General features: G+C 63.2%; 15 protein-coding genes. 3 read left to right on the plus strand and 12 right to left on the minus strand.

Annotated features, from left to right (window positions below):
* Positions 1-7 precede the first annotated feature (7 nt).
* From cobM to E9677_RS11910, 6 genes are all read right to left on the minus strand, one after another.
* Positions 8-793, minus strand: a complete 786-nt coding sequence (gene cobM / locus E9677_RS11885; RefSeq protein WP_136558322.1) for a precorrin-4 C(11)-methyltransferase — start codon at positions 791-793, stop codon at positions 8-10.
* Positions 790-2,631, minus strand: coding sequence for a precorrin-3B C(17)-methyltransferase (cobJ, locus tag E9677_RS11890; RefSeq protein WP_136558323.1), 1,842 nt, complete (start codon positions 2,629-2,631; stop codon positions 790-792). Before cobJ ends, cobM begins: the two co-directional genes overlap by 4 nt.
* Entirely contained in the window at positions 2,631-3,368 is a 738-nt protein-coding gene (cobI, locus tag E9677_RS11895; RefSeq protein WP_136558324.1) for a precorrin-2 C(20)-methyltransferase, read from the minus strand. The genes cobJ and cobI overlap by 1 nt, the downstream gene beginning before the upstream one ends.
* A complete protein-coding gene (gene cbiE / locus E9677_RS11900; protein WP_136558325.1) occupies positions 3,365-4,606 on the minus strand; it encodes a precorrin-6y C5,15-methyltransferase (decarboxylating) subunit CbiE in 1,242 nt (413 codons plus the stop codon). The genes cobI and cbiE overlap by 4 nt, the downstream gene beginning before the upstream one ends.
* Positions 4,599-5,240: a precorrin-8X methylmutase gene (locus tag E9677_RS11905; RefSeq protein ID WP_136559044.1), complete on the minus strand. Its 642-nt coding sequence runs from the start codon at positions 5,238-5,240 to the stop codon at positions 4,599-4,601. The genes cbiE and E9677_RS11905 overlap by 8 nt, the downstream gene beginning before the upstream one ends.
* 971 nt (positions 5,241-6,211) lie before the next feature.
* On the minus strand, positions 6,212-7,525 hold the full coding sequence (locus tag E9677_RS11910; RefSeq protein WP_136558326.1) for a sirohydrochlorin chelatase: 1,314 nt from the start codon (positions 7,523-7,525) through the stop codon (positions 6,212-6,214).
* Between the two features lie 349 nt (positions 7,526-7,874).
* On the opposite strand from E9677_RS11910, the gene E9677_RS11915 reads away from it, so the two are divergent.
* The 3 genes from E9677_RS11915 (at position 7,875) to E9677_RS11925 (ending at position 9,283) form a co-directional block, all read left to right on the plus strand.
* On the plus strand, positions 7,875-8,660 hold the full coding sequence (locus tag E9677_RS11915) for a TSUP family transporter (RefSeq protein WP_136558327.1): 786 nt from the start codon (positions 7,875-7,877) through the stop codon (positions 8,658-8,660).
* A gap of 75 nt (positions 8,661-8,735) precedes the next feature.
* Entirely contained in the window at positions 8,736-8,990 is a 255-nt protein-coding gene (locus tag E9677_RS11920) for a type II toxin-antitoxin system ParD family antitoxin (protein ID WP_136558328.1), read from the plus strand.
* A complete protein-coding gene (locus E9677_RS11925) occupies positions 8,987-9,283 on the plus strand; it encodes a type II toxin-antitoxin system RelE/ParE family toxin (protein ID WP_136558329.1) in 297 nt (98 codons plus the stop codon). Before E9677_RS11920 ends, E9677_RS11925 begins: the two co-directional genes overlap by 4 nt.
* 26 nt (positions 9,284-9,309) lie before the next feature.
* Here the strand turns inward: E9677_RS11925 and cobO are convergent, their stop codons facing one another.
* From cobO to cobU, 6 genes are read right to left on the minus strand one after another with little or no spacing between them, the layout of a single operon-like run.
* On the minus strand, positions 9,310-9,942 hold the full coding sequence (gene cobO, locus E9677_RS11930) for a cob(I)yrinic acid a,c-diamide adenosyltransferase (protein WP_136558330.1): 633 nt from the start codon (positions 9,940-9,942) through the stop codon (positions 9,310-9,312).
* The gene (locus tag E9677_RS11935) at positions 9,939-10,382 is read right to left on the minus strand and encodes a GNAT family N-acetyltransferase (RefSeq protein ID WP_136558331.1); all 444 of its coding nucleotides are present in this window, start codon (positions 10,380-10,382) and stop codon (positions 9,939-9,941) included. Before E9677_RS11935 ends, cobO begins: the two co-directional genes overlap by 4 nt.
* Positions 10,382-10,801, minus strand: a complete 420-nt coding sequence (locus tag E9677_RS11940) for a GFA family protein (RefSeq protein ID WP_136558332.1) — start codon at positions 10,799-10,801, stop codon at positions 10,382-10,384. The genes E9677_RS11935 and E9677_RS11940 overlap by 1 nt, the downstream gene beginning before the upstream one ends.
* Positions 10,794-14,762, minus strand: a complete 3,969-nt coding sequence (cobN, locus tag E9677_RS11945; RefSeq protein WP_136558333.1) for a cobaltochelatase subunit CobN — start codon at positions 14,760-14,762, stop codon at positions 10,794-10,796. Before cobN ends, E9677_RS11940 begins: the two co-directional genes overlap by 8 nt.
* A 3-nt stretch (positions 14,763-14,765) precedes the next feature.
* A complete protein-coding gene (gene cobW, locus E9677_RS11950) occupies positions 14,766-15,842 on the minus strand; it encodes a cobalamin biosynthesis protein CobW (protein ID WP_136558334.1) in 1,077 nt (358 codons plus the stop codon).
* 3 nt (positions 15,843-15,845) lie between these two features.
* Positions 15,846-16,376, minus strand: coding sequence for a bifunctional adenosylcobinamide kinase/adenosylcobinamide-phosphate guanylyltransferase (cobU, locus tag E9677_RS11955; protein ID WP_136558335.1), 531 nt, complete (start codon positions 16,374-16,376; stop codon positions 15,846-15,848).
* Between the last annotated feature and the right edge of the window lie 164 nt (positions 16,377-16,540).

Raw genomic sequence — 16,540 nt, forward strand, 5'->3', positions numbered from 1 at the left:
TGTCCAATCAACCCGTCTTGGCAACCTTCTTCTTTTTCCCGACATTGCGCAGCACATGGCAGAAATCGGAATTGTAGAGATCACTGTCGCGGAACTCGACATGGCCGAAGACCTTGCCGACCATGATCAGGGCCGTGCGGGTGATCTTCGCCTTGCGCACCTCCTCGGCCATGTCCTTCAAGGTCGTCCGGATGAAGAGTTCGTCTGGCCAGGTGGAGCGATAGGCAACCACCACCGGGCAGTCCTCGCCATAAAAGGGCGTCAGCGTGTCGCGGATATGGGTGAGGTTGCGGATCGACAGATGGATCGCAAGGGTCGCCCGCGAACGCCCCAAGATCTCCAGCGTTTCGAATTCCGGCATCGAGGAGGCCTTCATCTCGGTGCGCGTGACGATGACGGTCTGGGCGATTTCGGGAAGCGTCAGCTCGGTCTTCAGCCGTGCGGCGGTCGCCGCGAAAGCCGGGACGCCGGGGACGACATCATAGGGAATGCTGAGCGCATCGAGACGGCGCATCTGTTCGGCGATTGCGCCATAGATCGACGGGTCGCCGGAATGCACACGAGCGACGTCTTCGCCGCGTTCATGGGCAGCGACCATATCCGCGACGATCTCGTCGAGATGCATGGGCGCCGTGTCCTTGACGATCGCGCCCTCGGGTGCTGCCTCGACGATCTCCTCCGGCACCAGCGAGCCGGCATAGAGGCAGACCGGGCAGCGTTCGATGAGGCGAAGGCCACGGACGGTAATGAGATCGGGGGCTCCCGGCCCGGCACCAATGAAATAGACGGTCATGCTTCATTTCCCTTCATGCCAGTGTCTGCCTTGCCCGAATAACCTCGCGGCGTGTAGACCCAGGTCTTGCCGTCGCCGGTCGTCACCGTGCGGCTTTCCGACGAGCCGACGACCACCACGGTCAGCATGTCGACGTCATCCACATTCAACTCGCCGAGCGGCACGGTGCGCACATGTTCGCCCTCACGGCCGAGATTGGTGGCGAGGATGACCGGCGTCGTGGCCGGACGGTATTTCAACAATTCGTCGCGGGCATAGGCCAGTTGCGTGCGGCGCTTCATCGAAACCGGATTGTAGAAAGCGATGACGAAATCGCCCTCGCCTGCCGCCTTGACCCGGCGCTGGATATGCTCCCAGGGGGTCAAGAGGTCCGAGAGCGAGATGGTGCAGAAATCGTGGCCGAGCGGTGCGCCGATGCGTGCGGCGGCGGCCTGAAGCGCCGAGATACCCGGCGAGACCTGGACCTCGATGCGGCTTGCGCCATCGGTTATGCCACCCTTGTCGAAGAGTTCGAAGACCAGCGTTGCCATGGCATAGATGCCCGCGTCACCAGAGCAGACCAGCGCCACCGTCCTGCCCTCGCCCGCCAGTTCCATCGCATGCACGACGCGGGCCTCTTCCTTGCCGAGGTCGAAATCGTGGCGGGTCTTGCCGTCAGCCAGGGGCCCGAGCAGGTCGAGATAGAGCGAGTAGCCGACGAGATCGGTCGAGGCCTGGACCATGCGCGAGACCTCGGGCGACCGCCAGCCTTCCGATCCCGGGCCGATGCCAACGACGAAGAGCGTGCCGCGGGCACGGCCGATCGATTGGGGGTCGAGGATGTCGGCGGCCCTGGCGATGGCGGCCGTCGCGCCCTTCGACTTGATCTTTTCGACAACGAGTTCGCCCTCGGCGCCGACAGCCGCAAGCGCTGCCCCTTCCGCAACACCGTGGCAGCCAACTTCCGCGAAAACCACGTCTGACGGGTTCATCAGGCGCGGCGCCTCGGCTTCCAGTGTAGCCGCGGTGAAAAAGCGGGCCGGCACGCCGAAATGGGCTGCCACTGCATGGATCGCCGTCTCGTCGGCCTTCAGGTCGATCGAGCAGACGGCGGCAAGGCTTTGCCGCGCAAAGCCGCCCTTGGCCAGTGCCTCTTCCGCAAGCGTGATCGCCTCCGCAGGCTTTGCGTGCCGCTCGCAGCCCATGCCGAGCACCAGCGTCTTCGGATGATAGACGAGTTCCAGCTCGCCGGCGGTCTTGTTCTGGTCGGTCACGGTCAGCGTCACACGGGCCTCTTGTTCAAATGGAAGTTTGGATTGGGTGAGCCAGGCGGCTGATGATGCGTGGAGCCTGACGCCGGCGCCCGCCACGAGCCCGGCCATCACCGCCTTGGCAGCGTTAGGATTGGCGAGCACATAACCCTCCGGCGGCTGATCGAGCGCCACGCCGAATTTTAGATCACCAGCCGTTGTGACCGCGGCATGGGCGCCGAGTGACGTGGCAATGCTCCGAGCGAGATCGTTGGCGCCATGGTGACCGCCGAGCAGCGGCACGACCGAGGAGCCGTCTTCGGCAACTACGATGACCGGCGGTTCGGTCTGTTTGTCGCAGAGAAGAGGAGCGAGAAGGCGGATCAGAGCGCCCGAGGCCATGACGGCGACAATCGGACGACCGGCGGAAAACAGCGCCTGGACGTGATCCTTCACGGAGGAAAACAGGACATCCGCACTTGCGACTCGCGCGACAGCGCCATGCAGTTCGCCGGAGATCCCCGCGGCAATCCGGCGACCGAGCGGGGCTGCGGCCTCATTCAGAATGACCACTGCGGGAATTGCCGGGGTCGCAGAAGCAGCGGCCATCAGACCACGCTTCCCAAGGTCTTTGCGAGCGCCGGATGCCAGCGCTCCTCGCCCTTGTAGATCAGGATCATCGAGAAATAGGGAGCGGTGTCGTCAGCGACGTCGGCCAACGGGACCAGCTTCTCTTCGGCAAGGCTGACGCGTTCGGCATAACCCGCCTGTGCCGTCAGTCCGAGGCTTTCGATCAGCGCGCGGATACGGGCGAAATGGCGGCCGAGCTTGATGATGGCGACGGCACCGGAGGCCTCGATGCGGGCAGCGAGGTCGTCGTCAGACAGCGGGCCTGGCAGCACCGTGAGGACGTCGTTGCGCGCAGCCAGCGGGCGACCGAGGCCAGCCGCGGCCGCCATCATCGAGGAGACGCCGGGCACGACCTCTGTCGGATAGCGATCGGCCAGCCGCTCGAAAAGATACATGAAGGAGCCATAGAAAAAGGGGTCTCCCTCGCAGAGCACCGCCACATCAGCCCCGGCATCGAGATGGCGAGACAGGGTTTCGGCGGCCTTTGTGTAGATGTCCTGCGCCGGGAAACGCTCGACGCGCATCGGCACGACGATCGGGACCTCCAGTTGGGCGGTGGTCAGATAGGGCGCCGCAATCTGGCGGGCAAAGCTCGGGCCGGTATCGGGTGCCGGATAGGCGACGACGGGGCAGCGCGTCAGGATACGATGGGCTTTCAGCGTCAGCAGTTCGGGATCGCCCGGGCCAAGGCCGAGGCCGTAGAGCTTACCGGTCATTCGACTTCTCCCTTTACAACCGTCCACATCGTGACCGGCATCAGTGACTTCCAGCCGCAATAGCGTCCGACCGGGGCGGCACGCGCCACCTGGATGCGGGCGAGATCCCCGCCATGGCGACTGCGCAGCTCCACGAGGCGCGCCTCGCCTTCGATCGTCACGGCATTGGCAACCAGCCGCCCACCGGGTGGAAGTGCTGCCCAGCAGGCCTCGAACAATCCCTCCCCGCTGATGCCGCCGCCGATGAAGATCACGTCTGGTGTCTTCAGTCCTGCTAGCACTGCCGGCGCCTCGCCTTCGACCACGTCGAGGTCGGGCACGCCGAGCGTTTCAGCATTCTCCCGGATCATCGCCAGCCGCTCGGGCTTGGCCTCGATCGCGATCGCCCTGGTGCCCATGCCGGAGCGCATCCACTCGATCGCGATCGAGCCGCAGCCGGCACCGACATCCCAGAGGCGAGCATTCGGAAAGGGGGCGAGCTGGGCAAGCGTGGCCGCGCGGATCTCCCGCTTGGTCAGCTGGCCGTCATGACGGAAGGCATCGTCGGGCAGACCGGGCACAGCAGCCAGAAGCGGTCCGTCCCAGGCGCAATCGATGGCCAGCGTGTTGAAATCAGAGATCACCGGGCAAGTCTCGGCCATTTCGAGCGCCGTCATGCGGAGCAGACGCTCTTTCGTGCCGCCCATATGTTCCAGCACATGCAGGACAGATGCGCCAAAGCCGCGTTCGGCCAGCAGGACGGCCGCAGTCTGGACCGTCGATGCGTCCGAGGTCAACGCCAAGATGCGGGCACGCGGCATGACATGGCGATTGAGGAAGGCCAGTGGGCGGCCATGCAGGGAGATCTGCGTCACCGATTGCAGCGGCCATCCGAGCCGGGCGGCGGCCAGCGAAAAGGCGGAAGGGCTCGGCAGAACGAACATCTCTTCCGCCGCCACATAGCGCCGGAGCGTCGCGCCGATGCCGAAATGCATAGGGTCGCCAGTGGCGAGCACCGTGACCGGGGTGCCGCGCAGTTTCACGATTTCGGCCAGCGTCTCGCGGAAGCCGGCGCCCCAGGTGAGGATGCGTTTCAGATCCGGCAGGCTCGATCCGTCAATCACGGCATCCAGCCGCTCGCCGATGACGAGCGTCTCCGCCTGCCAGACGACGGCCTGGGCCTCAGGGGTGAGGCTTTCGAGCCCGTTGTCGCCAATGCCGATGATGGTAAGCCAGGGGCCGTGCAGCGCGTCAGACATTGGTGCCGAGCCCTCCCGCCAGCGCATTGACGGCGGCCGATGCCATGGCCGAACCACCACGGCGGCCACGCACCGCGATATAGGGAATGCCGCGGCTGTCGGCGATCAGGGCATCCTTGCTTTCGGCAGCACCGACGAAGCCAACGGGCATGCCGAGGATGATGGCCGGTTTCGGGGCACCTGCATCGATACGTTCCAGCAGGCGAAACAGCGCCGTCGGTGCATTGCCGATGGCGACGACGGCACCATTCAGATGCTCGTCCCAAAGGTCGACCTGGGCGGCGGAGCGGGTGTTGCCGATTTCGTCAGCCTTCGGGCGCACGCGCTCGTCGTTCAACAGGCAAAGGATTTCGTTTTCGGCAGGCATCAGACGCCGGATCACGCCGTGGCGCACCATCTCGACATCCACGAGAACGGGCGCACCTTTCTCGAGTGCTGCAGCGCCCGCCTCGAAAGCGGCATCGGAGTAAGCAATGTCATCGGCCAGATCCACCATGCCGCAGGCGTGGATGAGACGGATGACAAGCGGCTGGATCACGGACGGGAAACGATCGAGACCGGCCTCGGCGCGGATCGTTGCAAAGGACTGGCGGTAGATCTCGGCGGGGTCGCGGATGTAATCAAGGAGTTCCATCTTGGCGGCGCCTGCCGTATTCCGCTCTGCCCCCTTGTGGAGGAGATGGCCGGCAGGCCAGAGGGGGGTGTCCGCCTGCGCAACCTCCAGCTCTCGATGGCCGATGCCCAGCACCCAGCCCTCTTCCGCGATGGACACGGCGACATCCTCGTCATTCAACATCGGCGGGCGCTCTAACAGCCTTGCCAGGCGTCCATCCGTATCGAAGCGCGCAAAAGCTTCCGCTACCGTTCTCACCTGCGCTGCGTCCTTCACCTCGTCTCCGGCAGCGAGGGTGAACAGCGAGGGATAGATCTCGGCAAAGACAACAGGCTTTTCGAAGCTCGAGGCGAAACCCGTCTGGAAAGGCCAGACCGCGATCCGATCCCCCAGTCCGCTCTCGTCAAGGAACCGCGACAGGCGGGCAATGCCGAGCAGGGTCTGGCTTCCCACCGAGCCGTTATAGGTCAGTTGCCAGACGGATTTTGCGCCCTTGGCAAAGTGTTCGGAGCGCCGGAACGATAGGGGTGCGGATGCTGGCGGCAGCGGTTTCTTGTCGCCGAGATCCGGGTAGTCGTGCTGGTGCGGCCTGCCCCAGAAACGCGGCTCGCCGGGGAAATAGCTGGCGTTCCAACGCGAGGCGAGGTCGAAGCGGTTGTTTCTGTTGTCCGCTCCATCCTCGATCTCGGCGGCGATCTTGCGCCAAAGCGTACGCCAGTCGGCCCGACCCGTCAGGCGCTCGGCTGTGCCGGCCGGATAGCCGAAGGCGAAGTCGAAGCCACAGAGAAGGCGTTCGCCCTCCCCGATCGCAGCCCGCACAACGGTATCCAGCCGATCCATGAACACATGGCGTGTGGGGAAGTTCTCCACCCAGTCGATGACACATCGATCGCCGTCACGCCGGGCAAGGCAACCCCAGAGCGAATTCTTGCCGGAGACCGGTTGCCCGGCCCCGGACCAGTCGACGATCAGGATGCGATCGAACTGCGGCATCATTTTTTCTTCTGCATCGACTTCGGTCCCAGCGGATGGTCTGCATGGGGATAAGGCGCATGGTGATGGCCGTGGTCGTGACCATGGTTGTGATCGTGACCATGCGAATGCGCATGGTCATGGTCATGGTGAGCATGATCGTGGTCAGGATGTCCACAGCCGCAATTGGGTCCATGCTCGTGGCTTGTCAGCTTGCCGGAAGACGGTGCATCCATCACGGCCTGCAGGGAGGCATCGGGTGCGGCGTTCAGCAGGTGGCCATATTTGCCGCCGAGTGTCGTTTGCGGCGCGTAGTCGAAGGCAGGTGCCAGCGGGGCCGGTTCGGCATGGCTGTGCACCGGCGTCCAGGGCAGGCCATGCTCACGACAGAAATCGGGATCGCGGCAGGAGGCATCGCAATCGCCCTTGCAGGGACAGTTTTCGAGCCCGCCGCCGATGCCCTCGACATGGTGGTGATGGCTTTCCTGGGGCTGGCCCACGTCAGCCTCGAAGCCGAGTACCTGTTCGCGATACTTGCACATCTGGCAGTTCATCACGGCCGCGCCTTCGAGGATCTCCTTCACCCGATCCTGGAAGGCATCGAGGACCAGCGGGTGATCGTTGAGATAACTCGCCTTGACGAACTGGATCTCCGGGTAACGGGCAGCGACTTCGTCGGTATAGCTGTAGATGCGCTTCACAAGCACGCCGGTGAAGAGGAAATACGGGAAGACGACGATGCGCTTGTAGCCGAGCTTTGCGGCATGGGTCAGCCCCGGCTCCACCAGCGGGAAGGTCACACCCGAATAACAGGTCTCGCCCCAGCCGAAGCCCATGCCTTCCCAGAGCATGCGCATAACCTTGGTGGCGTTGGAATTGGCATCCGGATCGGATGAGCCGCGGCCGACGACCATCAGCAGCGTGTCATGCTTCTCGACGAAGCCGAGCGTTTCGTTCGCCTCATCGACGGCCGCTTGAATGCGATCACCGGCGGCGCGGATCATCTTCAGGTCGATGCCAAGCTCGCGGCCGTAATTTATCACCATGCCCGGGTTCTGGGCTTGGTAGGTGTTGAGCACCGAGGGAATGTCGTTCTTGGCATGTCCTGCGGCAAACAGCATGCCGGGGACGGCCAGCACGCGGGTCACGCCCTGTTCGCGCAGGCTGTCGAGACCGGCTGAGATCACCGGATTGCAGAATTCGAGATAGCCGTATTCGACCGGCATGTCGGGATTGCGGGCGCGCAGCGCCTCCGCGATCACGGCGAATTCCTTTGCCGCATTCTGATTGCGGCTGCCGTGGCCGCAGACCATGATTCCGAGTTTTTCTGCCATGACGAAAGGCCTCCCTGCTTCGTTTTGTCTGCCTGTACGAAGCGCCGAACCTTCCACCTATTCCGGCGTGGTCCATGGCCTTTGGGACAGCTCCGGAATTGGCCCCCTGATTGGGTCGGCCGCACCGGACTATTTCCAGCCTGTCGAACAGGCGCCGTCGCACATTACCCTGAGCTTTATCGAAGCGTCACCGAACGGTCAAACCGGATTGCGGCGCTTTGTGTGACGGAAACGGCAGTTCACAGAATGTCCCCTCTGCGACCCGCACGACATGCCTTGCGCAGTTGCGCAGCCTGATGGATTGGTTCACAAGACGGCACATTTCACGCCCTCCTCTGACGAGTCTCCCGTGGCCGATCTCGCCTTCCAAGCCTTGCTGCTCTTGTTCGTCGCCGCCTTCATCGCAGGTTTCATCGATTCGATTGCCGGTGGTGGCGGGCTGATCACCATACCGGCCATGCTGATCGCCGGCATTCCGCCCCTCGAAACGCTCGGCACAAACAAGCTGCAATCCATGTTCGGAGCAGCTTCGGCCACCATCGCCTATGCCCGCAAGGGACATGTGGACCTGAAGAAGCAGTTGCCGATGGCCGCTATGGCCGTCATCGGCGGTGCGGTGGGCGCGTTGATCGCGACATTCGTGCCCGGCGACGTTCTGCGGGTGATGATGCCTTTCCTGCTCGTCGCCATCGCGCTCTATTTCGCGCTCAAGCCCAACATTTCCGACGAGGACCGCCACCAGCGTATGACGCCGTTTGTCTTCGGCGTGACGCTGGTGCCGCTGATCGGCCTCTACGACGGTGTGTTCGGCCCAGGCACCGGCTCCTTCTTCATGCTCGCCTTTGTCTCGCTCGCCGGCTTCGGCCTGCTGAAGGCGACCGCTCACACCAAGCTCCTCAACCTCGGCTCGAATGTCGGTGCCTTTCTGGTCTTCCTCGCAAGCGGCGTGGTCCTCTGGAAGGTCGGCCTCCTGATGGGCGTCGGACAATTCCTCGGCGCCCAGACCGGCTCACGCTTTGCCATGCGCAAGGGGGCCAAGATCATCAAGCCGCTGCTGGTCGTCACCTGTGTCGCACTCGCCATCCGTCTGCTTGCTGACCCGACCAATCCGATCCGGGTGTGGATCGGCATCTGAAGACTCCCTACCTTGCAGAGCGAGAGCGTAGCGCTATATTTGTTCTCGGCAATTCAGGTCCCGCAGAGAGGAACTATGGCAAAGACAGCTCTCGATCTTGGAGCTCATTGGCTGAACTTTATAGATGAGAAGGTCAAGAGCGGTCGATATGCGTCTGCGGACGAGGTCGTGCGCGATGCGCTGAAAGGCCTCGAGGATCAGGACCGCAAGCTTGCAGACGTTCTTCTACAAATCGATGAAGGCCGGCAACAGGCGAAGGCGGGAGTGTTTGTCGACGACGATTTTCTCGACCGTCTGATCGAGGCGGATGTCGAGGTCGATCACCGTTGAGCGGCCGCTATCGCCTGACGCCGAAAGCGGCTGATGATATCAAGGCGATTAATGACTATACCGCTCGGCGTTGGGGCAATGAGCAGCGCCGCAAGTACCTCGGCGAACTCAGGCACCGGTTCATATGGCTTGCCGAGCACCCTCTCCTTGGTCGGGCGCGAACCGAATTGCGTGATAACTGCTATTCCTATCCCCAGGGTGAGCACCTGATCTTCTACGCCATCAGGTCTCCCAACATCGAAGTTCTCTCAGTGATCCATAACAGATCGCTTCCAGATTTTCTTCGGCGCTGAGTACTCAGCCCTGAGCCGTTCGCCCACTAGTATTCCACGCCGATCTGGGCCTTGATGCCCGAGCGGAAGGGGTGCTTCACCAGTTCCATCTCGGTCACGAGATCGGCGAGCTCGATCAATTCGTCCTTGGCGTTGCGGCCGGTCAGCACGACATGCGTCATCGGGGGCTTTTCGGTCGCCAGGAACTCCAGCACATCAGCCAAATCGATGTAGTCGTAGCGGATCGCGATGTTCACTTCATCGAGTAGCACCATGGAATTGGCGGGATCGCGGATCAACTCCTTGGTCTTCTCCCACGCAGCCTTGGCCATCGCAATGTCGCGCGCCTTGTCCTGGGTTTCCCAGGTGAAACCTTCGCCCATGGTGTGGAATTCGCACAGATCGGAGAAATGACGCAGGATCAGATCACGCTCGCCGGTCGACATCGCGCCCTTGATAAACTGCACCACGGCGCATTTCTTGCCGTGTGCAATGTGGCGGAAGATCATGCCGAAGGCGGCGGACGACTTGCCTTTGCCCTTGCCGGTATGAACGATGATCAGGCCTTTCTCGCCGGTCTTCGTCGCCATGATCTTGTCGCGCGCAGCCTTCTTCTTGGCCATTTTTTCCGCGTGGCGGGCGAGATCGGCCTCGCCGGTGGCCGTGGTTTCCTCGGTCATGTCGTACTCCCGGTATCGTTGAATTCTTTTGCAAACCAGATGCGCTGCGGGGCATCTCTCACCTTCGGCAAGCGGCCGATCTCGCGATATCCCTCGCGAAGGTAGAAGCGCGGCGCCTGGAACTCGAAGGTGTCGAGATAAATGCCGACGAGCCCATCCTTGCGCGCTATGGCTTCTGCTCGTGCGAGAAGCTGCGCACCAATGCCGCCGCCGCGTGCCTCGGGCGAAACAGCCAGGAGCTTGACGAAGAACCAGCGCTGCAGATGGGCGCCGATCAGCCCACCCAACATCTTGCCGTCAGCGTCCATGGCACGCAGCTGAACCTTCCGGCCCTCGAACGGACGCCCCTGCGCTTTGGCTGCCTCATCGAGAATGGCATCGACAGCTCCGGTCAAGAGAGCGTCCTCGCCCTCCAGCAGCTCGATATGCACCCGCTCCATCACACGCCGCCCTTGCTCTTCGGCAGGTCGTCGGCGACATGCAACCAGTCGACGCGTTCGTCCCAGTGCCAATGCTCCCGGATCGGGACGGAAAGGCCTTCATCGAGGCTCGCCACATACAGATCGATATCATCCGGCCGGCGCTCCGTCTCAAAGGACATCGGCGATCCGCAATTGCCGCAAAAGCCGCGCCGCACGCCAGGCGAAGACGCATAGTAGCGCAGGCTTTCACCAGCGAGGTCCGTTCCCTCGCGCGGGACGGTGAAGAAGGTCGTGACTGGCGACGAGGTCGCGCGCCGGCAGCTTTCGCAATGGCAATGGCCGGACGTGCGGACGAAGCCAGAGGTCCGAAAACGCACGCCACCACAAAAGCAATGGCCGCTCAAAACCCTCGGCTTTCCGTTGTGCATGTCAGGCATGTTGCCCTCCTTCGACGAGTTCGCTCAGCGTGAACTTGGCGGAATTGCTCTTCGGCGTCCACAAGCCGCGATCAATCGCCTCGATCAGGCGCTCGGCGAGCTCCTTCTGGGCCGGCGCATTCTTCTCCGCCATGAAGTCGCGAACACGGTCATCGAGGATGAAGGCCTGGTAGACAGCTTCGAAATGGTGGGCGCGCACGGCGCCAGTTGTCGCGGCAAAGGCGAACATGTAGTCGACCGTCGCGGTGATCTCGAAGGCGCCCTTGTAGCCGTGGCGCATGACGCCTTCGATCCATTTGGGATTGACCACACGGGCGCGCACGACGCGGCCGATTTCTTCCTCAAGGCTGCGGATCACGGGCTTTTCCGGCCGCGAATGGTCGTTGTGGTAGACCTTGGGCCTCGCACCCGCGACATGTTCGATCGCCGCCGTCATGCCGCCTTCGAACTGGTAGTAATCGTCGCTGTCCAGCAGATCGTGTTCGCGGTTGTCCTGGTTTTGCACAACGGCCTGAACAGACCGCAGGCGTTCCTCGAAAAGCCCGCGTTCCGCCTTGCCCTCCTCGCCCGCGCCGTAAGCATAACCGCCCCAGACAAGGTAGCTCTCGGCCAGATCGGCGCGGTCGGACCAACCCTTTTCGTCAATCAGGGCCTGCAGACCGGCACCATATGCACCGGGCTTGGAGCCGAAGACACGGTAGCCGGCGCGGCGAGCGGCCTGCTTTTCGTCTAGCCCCTCGCCTTTCAGCTTCTCGGTTTCGGCTCGCACACGCGCAGCAATCGGATTATCGCCCTCGTCCTCGTCGAGTACTGCGACGGCACGCACCGCCTTGTCGAACAGCGCGATCTGCTCGGGGAAGGCATCGCGGAAGAAGCCGGAGATGCGCAGCGTCACGTCGACTCGCGGGCGTCCGAGGATCGCCATCGGGATCACCTCGAAGCCGGTGACGCGGCGCGAGGCCATGTCCCAGAGCGGCTTGACGCCGATCAGCGCCAGGGCCTGGGCGATATCATCGCCGCCGGTGCGCATGTTGGACGTGCCCCAGGCAGTGATGCCGAAGGAATCAGGCCATTCGCCATGGTCCTGCACGTAACGCTGGATCAGGAGCTCGGCGGACTTTTTGCCGAGTTCGTAGGCTGCCGGTGTCGGCACGGCGCGGCTATCGACGGAGTAGAAGTTTCGCCCCGTCGGCAGCACGTCCGGTCTCCCGCGCGTCGGCGCGCCGGAGGGGCCTGGGGGAACGAACTGGCCGGCGAGCCCCTTCAGCAGTCCCTGGATTTCAGCGGGGCCGGAGGAAACGACCGCGGGTTTGAGGCGGGTTTCGATTTCGGCGAGGACGGCTTGGGTGCGAGGCCAGTTGTCTGGGCAAGCGATCACGCCGGCGACCAACTGTGCAGCGAGTAGCTCGATGCGTTCCACGGTGTCGCCATGGGTGCGCCACGGGGCATCGCTGAGATCGGCGAGGATCGCGGGCTTCGGACCGGTCCAGGGATTTGACATGACGCAGTCGAGAGGGTCGAACATATGCCCCTCATCCGACCTCCGGGCACCTTCTCCCCGCTGGCGGGGAGAAGGGGGCACGCCATCGGCCGTATGGTCCTTCTCCCTTTCCAACGGGGAGAAGGTGGCCGGCAGGCCGGATAAGGGGCTATTTCCCAAAAAATCCCCCGCCATTGCCCGCTGCAGGCTGGCATCGCCGCCCTCGCCTTGACCGCGTGGCACGCGGGCCAGCGCGACGACGAGATCGGTCAGCAGCCGCCCCTCGGGCGCGAGCCCGAAGATGTGCAAGCCGTCGCGGATCTGCATTTCCTTGAGGTCGCAGAGATAAGCGTCGAGCTTTTCCAGCGCCTGATCTTCCTCTTCACCTTTGGCAATGCCGGCATCCTGGTCGAGGCCGATATCGGCGATCAGCTCGAGGATCTGTTTCTTCAAGAGAACGAGCCGGCGTGGATCGCCGCCGGACGCTTCGTAATACTCGTCGACCAGCGCTTCGAGGTCCTTGAGCGGTCCGTAGCTCTCGGCCCGCGTCAACGGCGGCGTCAGGTGGTCGATGATGACCGCGGAGGTGCGGCGCTTGGCTTGGGTGCCCTCGCCGGGGTCGTTGACGATGAAGGGATAGAGATGCGGGAGCGGGCCGAAGACGGCTTCGGGCAAACAGGTTTCCGACAGCGCCAGCGCCTTGCCGGGCAGCCATTCCAGATTGCCGTGCTTGCCCATGTGGATGACGGCTTGAGCGCCGAATTCGCGCCTTAGAAAGGCGTAGAAGGCGAGATAGCCATGCGGCGGCACGAGATCCGGGGAATGATAGGTTTCCTTGGGATCAATATTGTAGCCACGTGCCGGCTGGATGCCGATCATGAGCTTGCCGAAGCGCATCAGCGGCAGCGCGAAGAAACCGTCGAGATGGAATGGGTCGGCTTCCGGCGCGCCCCAACGTGCAGTGACGCGATCCTGAACTTCTTTGGGAAGATCCTCGAAGAACTTGATGTAATTGCTGACGGAAATTCGTTCGCGAATAACGCGTCCGTCGTTCGCCGCATTCGTCGGTCCGGCCATCAAGGCCTGCATCAGCATATCGCCGTCAGCGGGCAGATCAGCGACGTCATAGCCTGCGTCACGCATGGCGTGCATCACTTCGATCGTGCCTGCTGGCGTATCGAGACCGACGCCGTTGCCTAGGCGTCCGTCGCGGTTCGGGTAATTGGCCATGATTAGTGCCACACGCCGGCCTGCAGGTTCGGTCGCGCGAAGTGTCGCCCAGTTGGCAGCGAGTTCGGCGACGAAGCGCATGCGGCCGGCATCCGGCTCGTGGCTGACAAGATTGGTCTCGACCCGCTCATCGAACCGCGCCTTCGACTTGAAGGAAACGGCGCGGGTCAGTACGCGGCCATCGACTTCCGGCAGAGCGACACTCATCGCCAGATCGCGGGCGCTCAGCCCTTGAGTCGAGTTCTCCCAGGTGGCGCGTGGCGAGGACGAAAAGATCGCCTGCAGCACGACGGCACCCGTCTCGTCGAGCACGGTCGACGGCTTTTCTGCGCCCGGCGTCGAGACGGCGAAACCGGTGGTGTTGATGACCACCGCTGGCGGGAAGCGTGTGAAAATGGCGCGCAGCGTGTCGACCGAGACCTGATCCTTGAGGCTCGACACGAAGACCGGCAGGGGAACGAGGCCCTTGGCCTTCAGTGCTTCGACCATGGCTTCGACGGGTGCCGTCTCGCCACTCTGGACCAGGGCGCGATAGAAGCAGAGGGGGGTTACAATCCCTCTCCCCGCCTGCGGGGAGAGGGTCAGGGTGAGGGGCTGGGCTTGCGCTGAGATTTGCCCCTCATCCGCCCTGCGGGCACCTTCTCCCCGTGAACGGGGAGAAGGGAACGCCAGGCTATCCCACTCCTCAACCCCGATTACGCCCCTGCCCGGCCACCAGATACCGGCCTTCAACAGCGGACGCGCAGGCTCCGGCCGGTCGGTGCCACCGAGCAAGGCCTCGGCAAAGGCGACGAAAGCGGATGCATTCCCCGCCCCACCTTCGGTCAAATAGGTCCAGAGAGCCTGGCGATCGTCATCCCCGAAGGCCTGGAACGGTGCAAGCCCCTCGTCCGGCTTGTCGTCACCGGGCAGCACGACGATTGCCGCGCCGCTGCGGCGGGCTGAGGCGTGCAGCGCCTCCAGCGCATAATGAAAGTAGCTCGCCCCGCCCAGCGCCCTGACGACGATAAGCCGCGCATGACGCGCCGTGCGTTCGATATAGGTATCGACCGACATCGGATGCTTGAGCGTCATCAGGCTGGCGAGCCGCCAGCGAACCGTCTGCTCGCCCCTCGCCTCCACGGCGGCTGCGATCGCCGCAATCTCCGTGTCGGCCGCCGAGAGGAACAGCACGTCCCCCGGCGTCTGGCCGAGATCGATCGCCTCGTCGCCGTCGCTGATCGATCCCTTCTGAGCAAGCAGGAGATGCATGGATCAGCCGGCCGCCGCCTGGACGTCTTCAACTACCGCACCGAAATCCCATTCATGCAGACCGATGACAACGATGCGCGTCTCGCGCTTTTCGCTCGATGTCCAGGGACGGTCGAAATAGGTGTCGATGCGGGTGCCGACAGCCTGGATGACCAGGCGCATCGGCTTGCCGGGCACGTCGATGAAGCCCTTCAGACGCAGGATGTCGTGCTTCTCGATAACAGGCTTCAGTCGCTCGATGAAATCGGAAGCGTCCTTGATGGCGCCGAGCTTCAGCACGAAGCTCTCGAACTCGTCGTGATCATGGTGATGGTCATGATCTTCGCCCGAGGCATGCAGTGCCTCGTGTTCCAGCTCGTGATGCGACTTGCGGTTTTCGATGTCGTCTTCTGTGCTTGCACCGATGCCGAGCAGGACGAGCGAGGGCACTTCGCCGTTCTTCGCCTCGATCATCGACGGCTTGCGGCTGGTGCGGCCGGTGACTTCCGCGCGCACCGCGGCAATGCCGGCAGCGTCCAGGAGGTCGGTCTTGTTGAGCACGATGAGGTCGGCGCAGGTCAGCTGGTCCTCAAAGAGTTCCTCGATAGGGCTTTCGTGGTCGAGATTGTCGTCCTCGGCGCGCTGGGCGGCAACGGCATCATGGTCGTCGGCAAAACGGCCAGCAGCGACGGCAGCGCTGTCGACCACGGTGACGACGCCATCGACGGTTACGCGGGTCCTGATATCAGGCCAGTTGAAGGCTGCGACCAGCGGCTGGGGCAGCGCCAGACCGGAAGTCTCGATGACGATGTGGTCGGGCTTCACGTCACGCTCGAGCAGCTTCAGCATGGTCGGCACGAAGTCATCGGCGACCGTGCAGCAGATGCAGCCATTGGTCAGCTCGATGATGTCATCCTCGGTGCAATTGTCAGCGCCGCAGCCCTTCAGCACGTCGCCGTCAACGCCAAGATCGCCGAATTCATTGATGATCAGCGCGATCTTCTTGCCGCCGGCATTCATCAGCATGTTGCGGATGATGGTGGTCTTGCCGGCCCCCAGAAAGCCGGTGATGACGGTGGCGGGGATCTTTTGCTGCAACATGGTTCAACCCTTCATTTTCAACGGCAAGCCTGCCGCGATAAAATAGACTTCAGCCGCCTCAGCGGCGATGGCTTGGTGGAGACGGCCGGCATGGTCGCGGAAGGCGCGGGCCATCTTGTTTTCAGGCACGATGCCGAGGCCGACTTCATTCGAGACGAAGATGACGGTGGCCTTGATTTCATTGAGGCTCGCGGCGAGTGCCGCGCCGTGTGCGTCGACGTCACGCCCCTCTTCCATCATCAGATTGGTGACCCAGAGGGTCAGGCAGTCGACGAGGATCACCCGCTCGGGCTTGTCGAACGCCTTCAGCGACCCGACGAGATCCAGCGGCTCCTCATACGTCGTCCAGCCGTCATCGGCACGGTCGGCCTTGTGAACCTCGATGCGGGCGCGCATCTCGTCATCGCAGGCGCGGCCAGTGGCCAGATAAATGCGATCCAAGCCGGTGCTGCGCGCCGTTGTTTCGGCAAAACGCGACTTGCCCGAGCGGGCACCGCCGAGAACGAGGATGGATCGGGACTGGGATGCGGTCATGGCGTGCCAAGGCCCCAGACCGCACGCAGATGACCTGCGAAGCATGTTTCAAACACGCGCAAAGAATAGATCGATGCACGATCCGCACATACGGACCGGCACCGGCGGGGCCTCAAGGGCCCGCGGATGCAAGACGTCGCCACGACAACCTCCGTGCTGGCAAC

The sequence above is a fragment of the Peteryoungia rhizophila genome (assembly GCF_004912145.1).
In the GTDB taxonomy this organism is placed as follows: domain Bacteria; phylum Pseudomonadota; class Alphaproteobacteria; order Rhizobiales; family Rhizobiaceae; genus Allorhizobium; species Allorhizobium rhizophilum.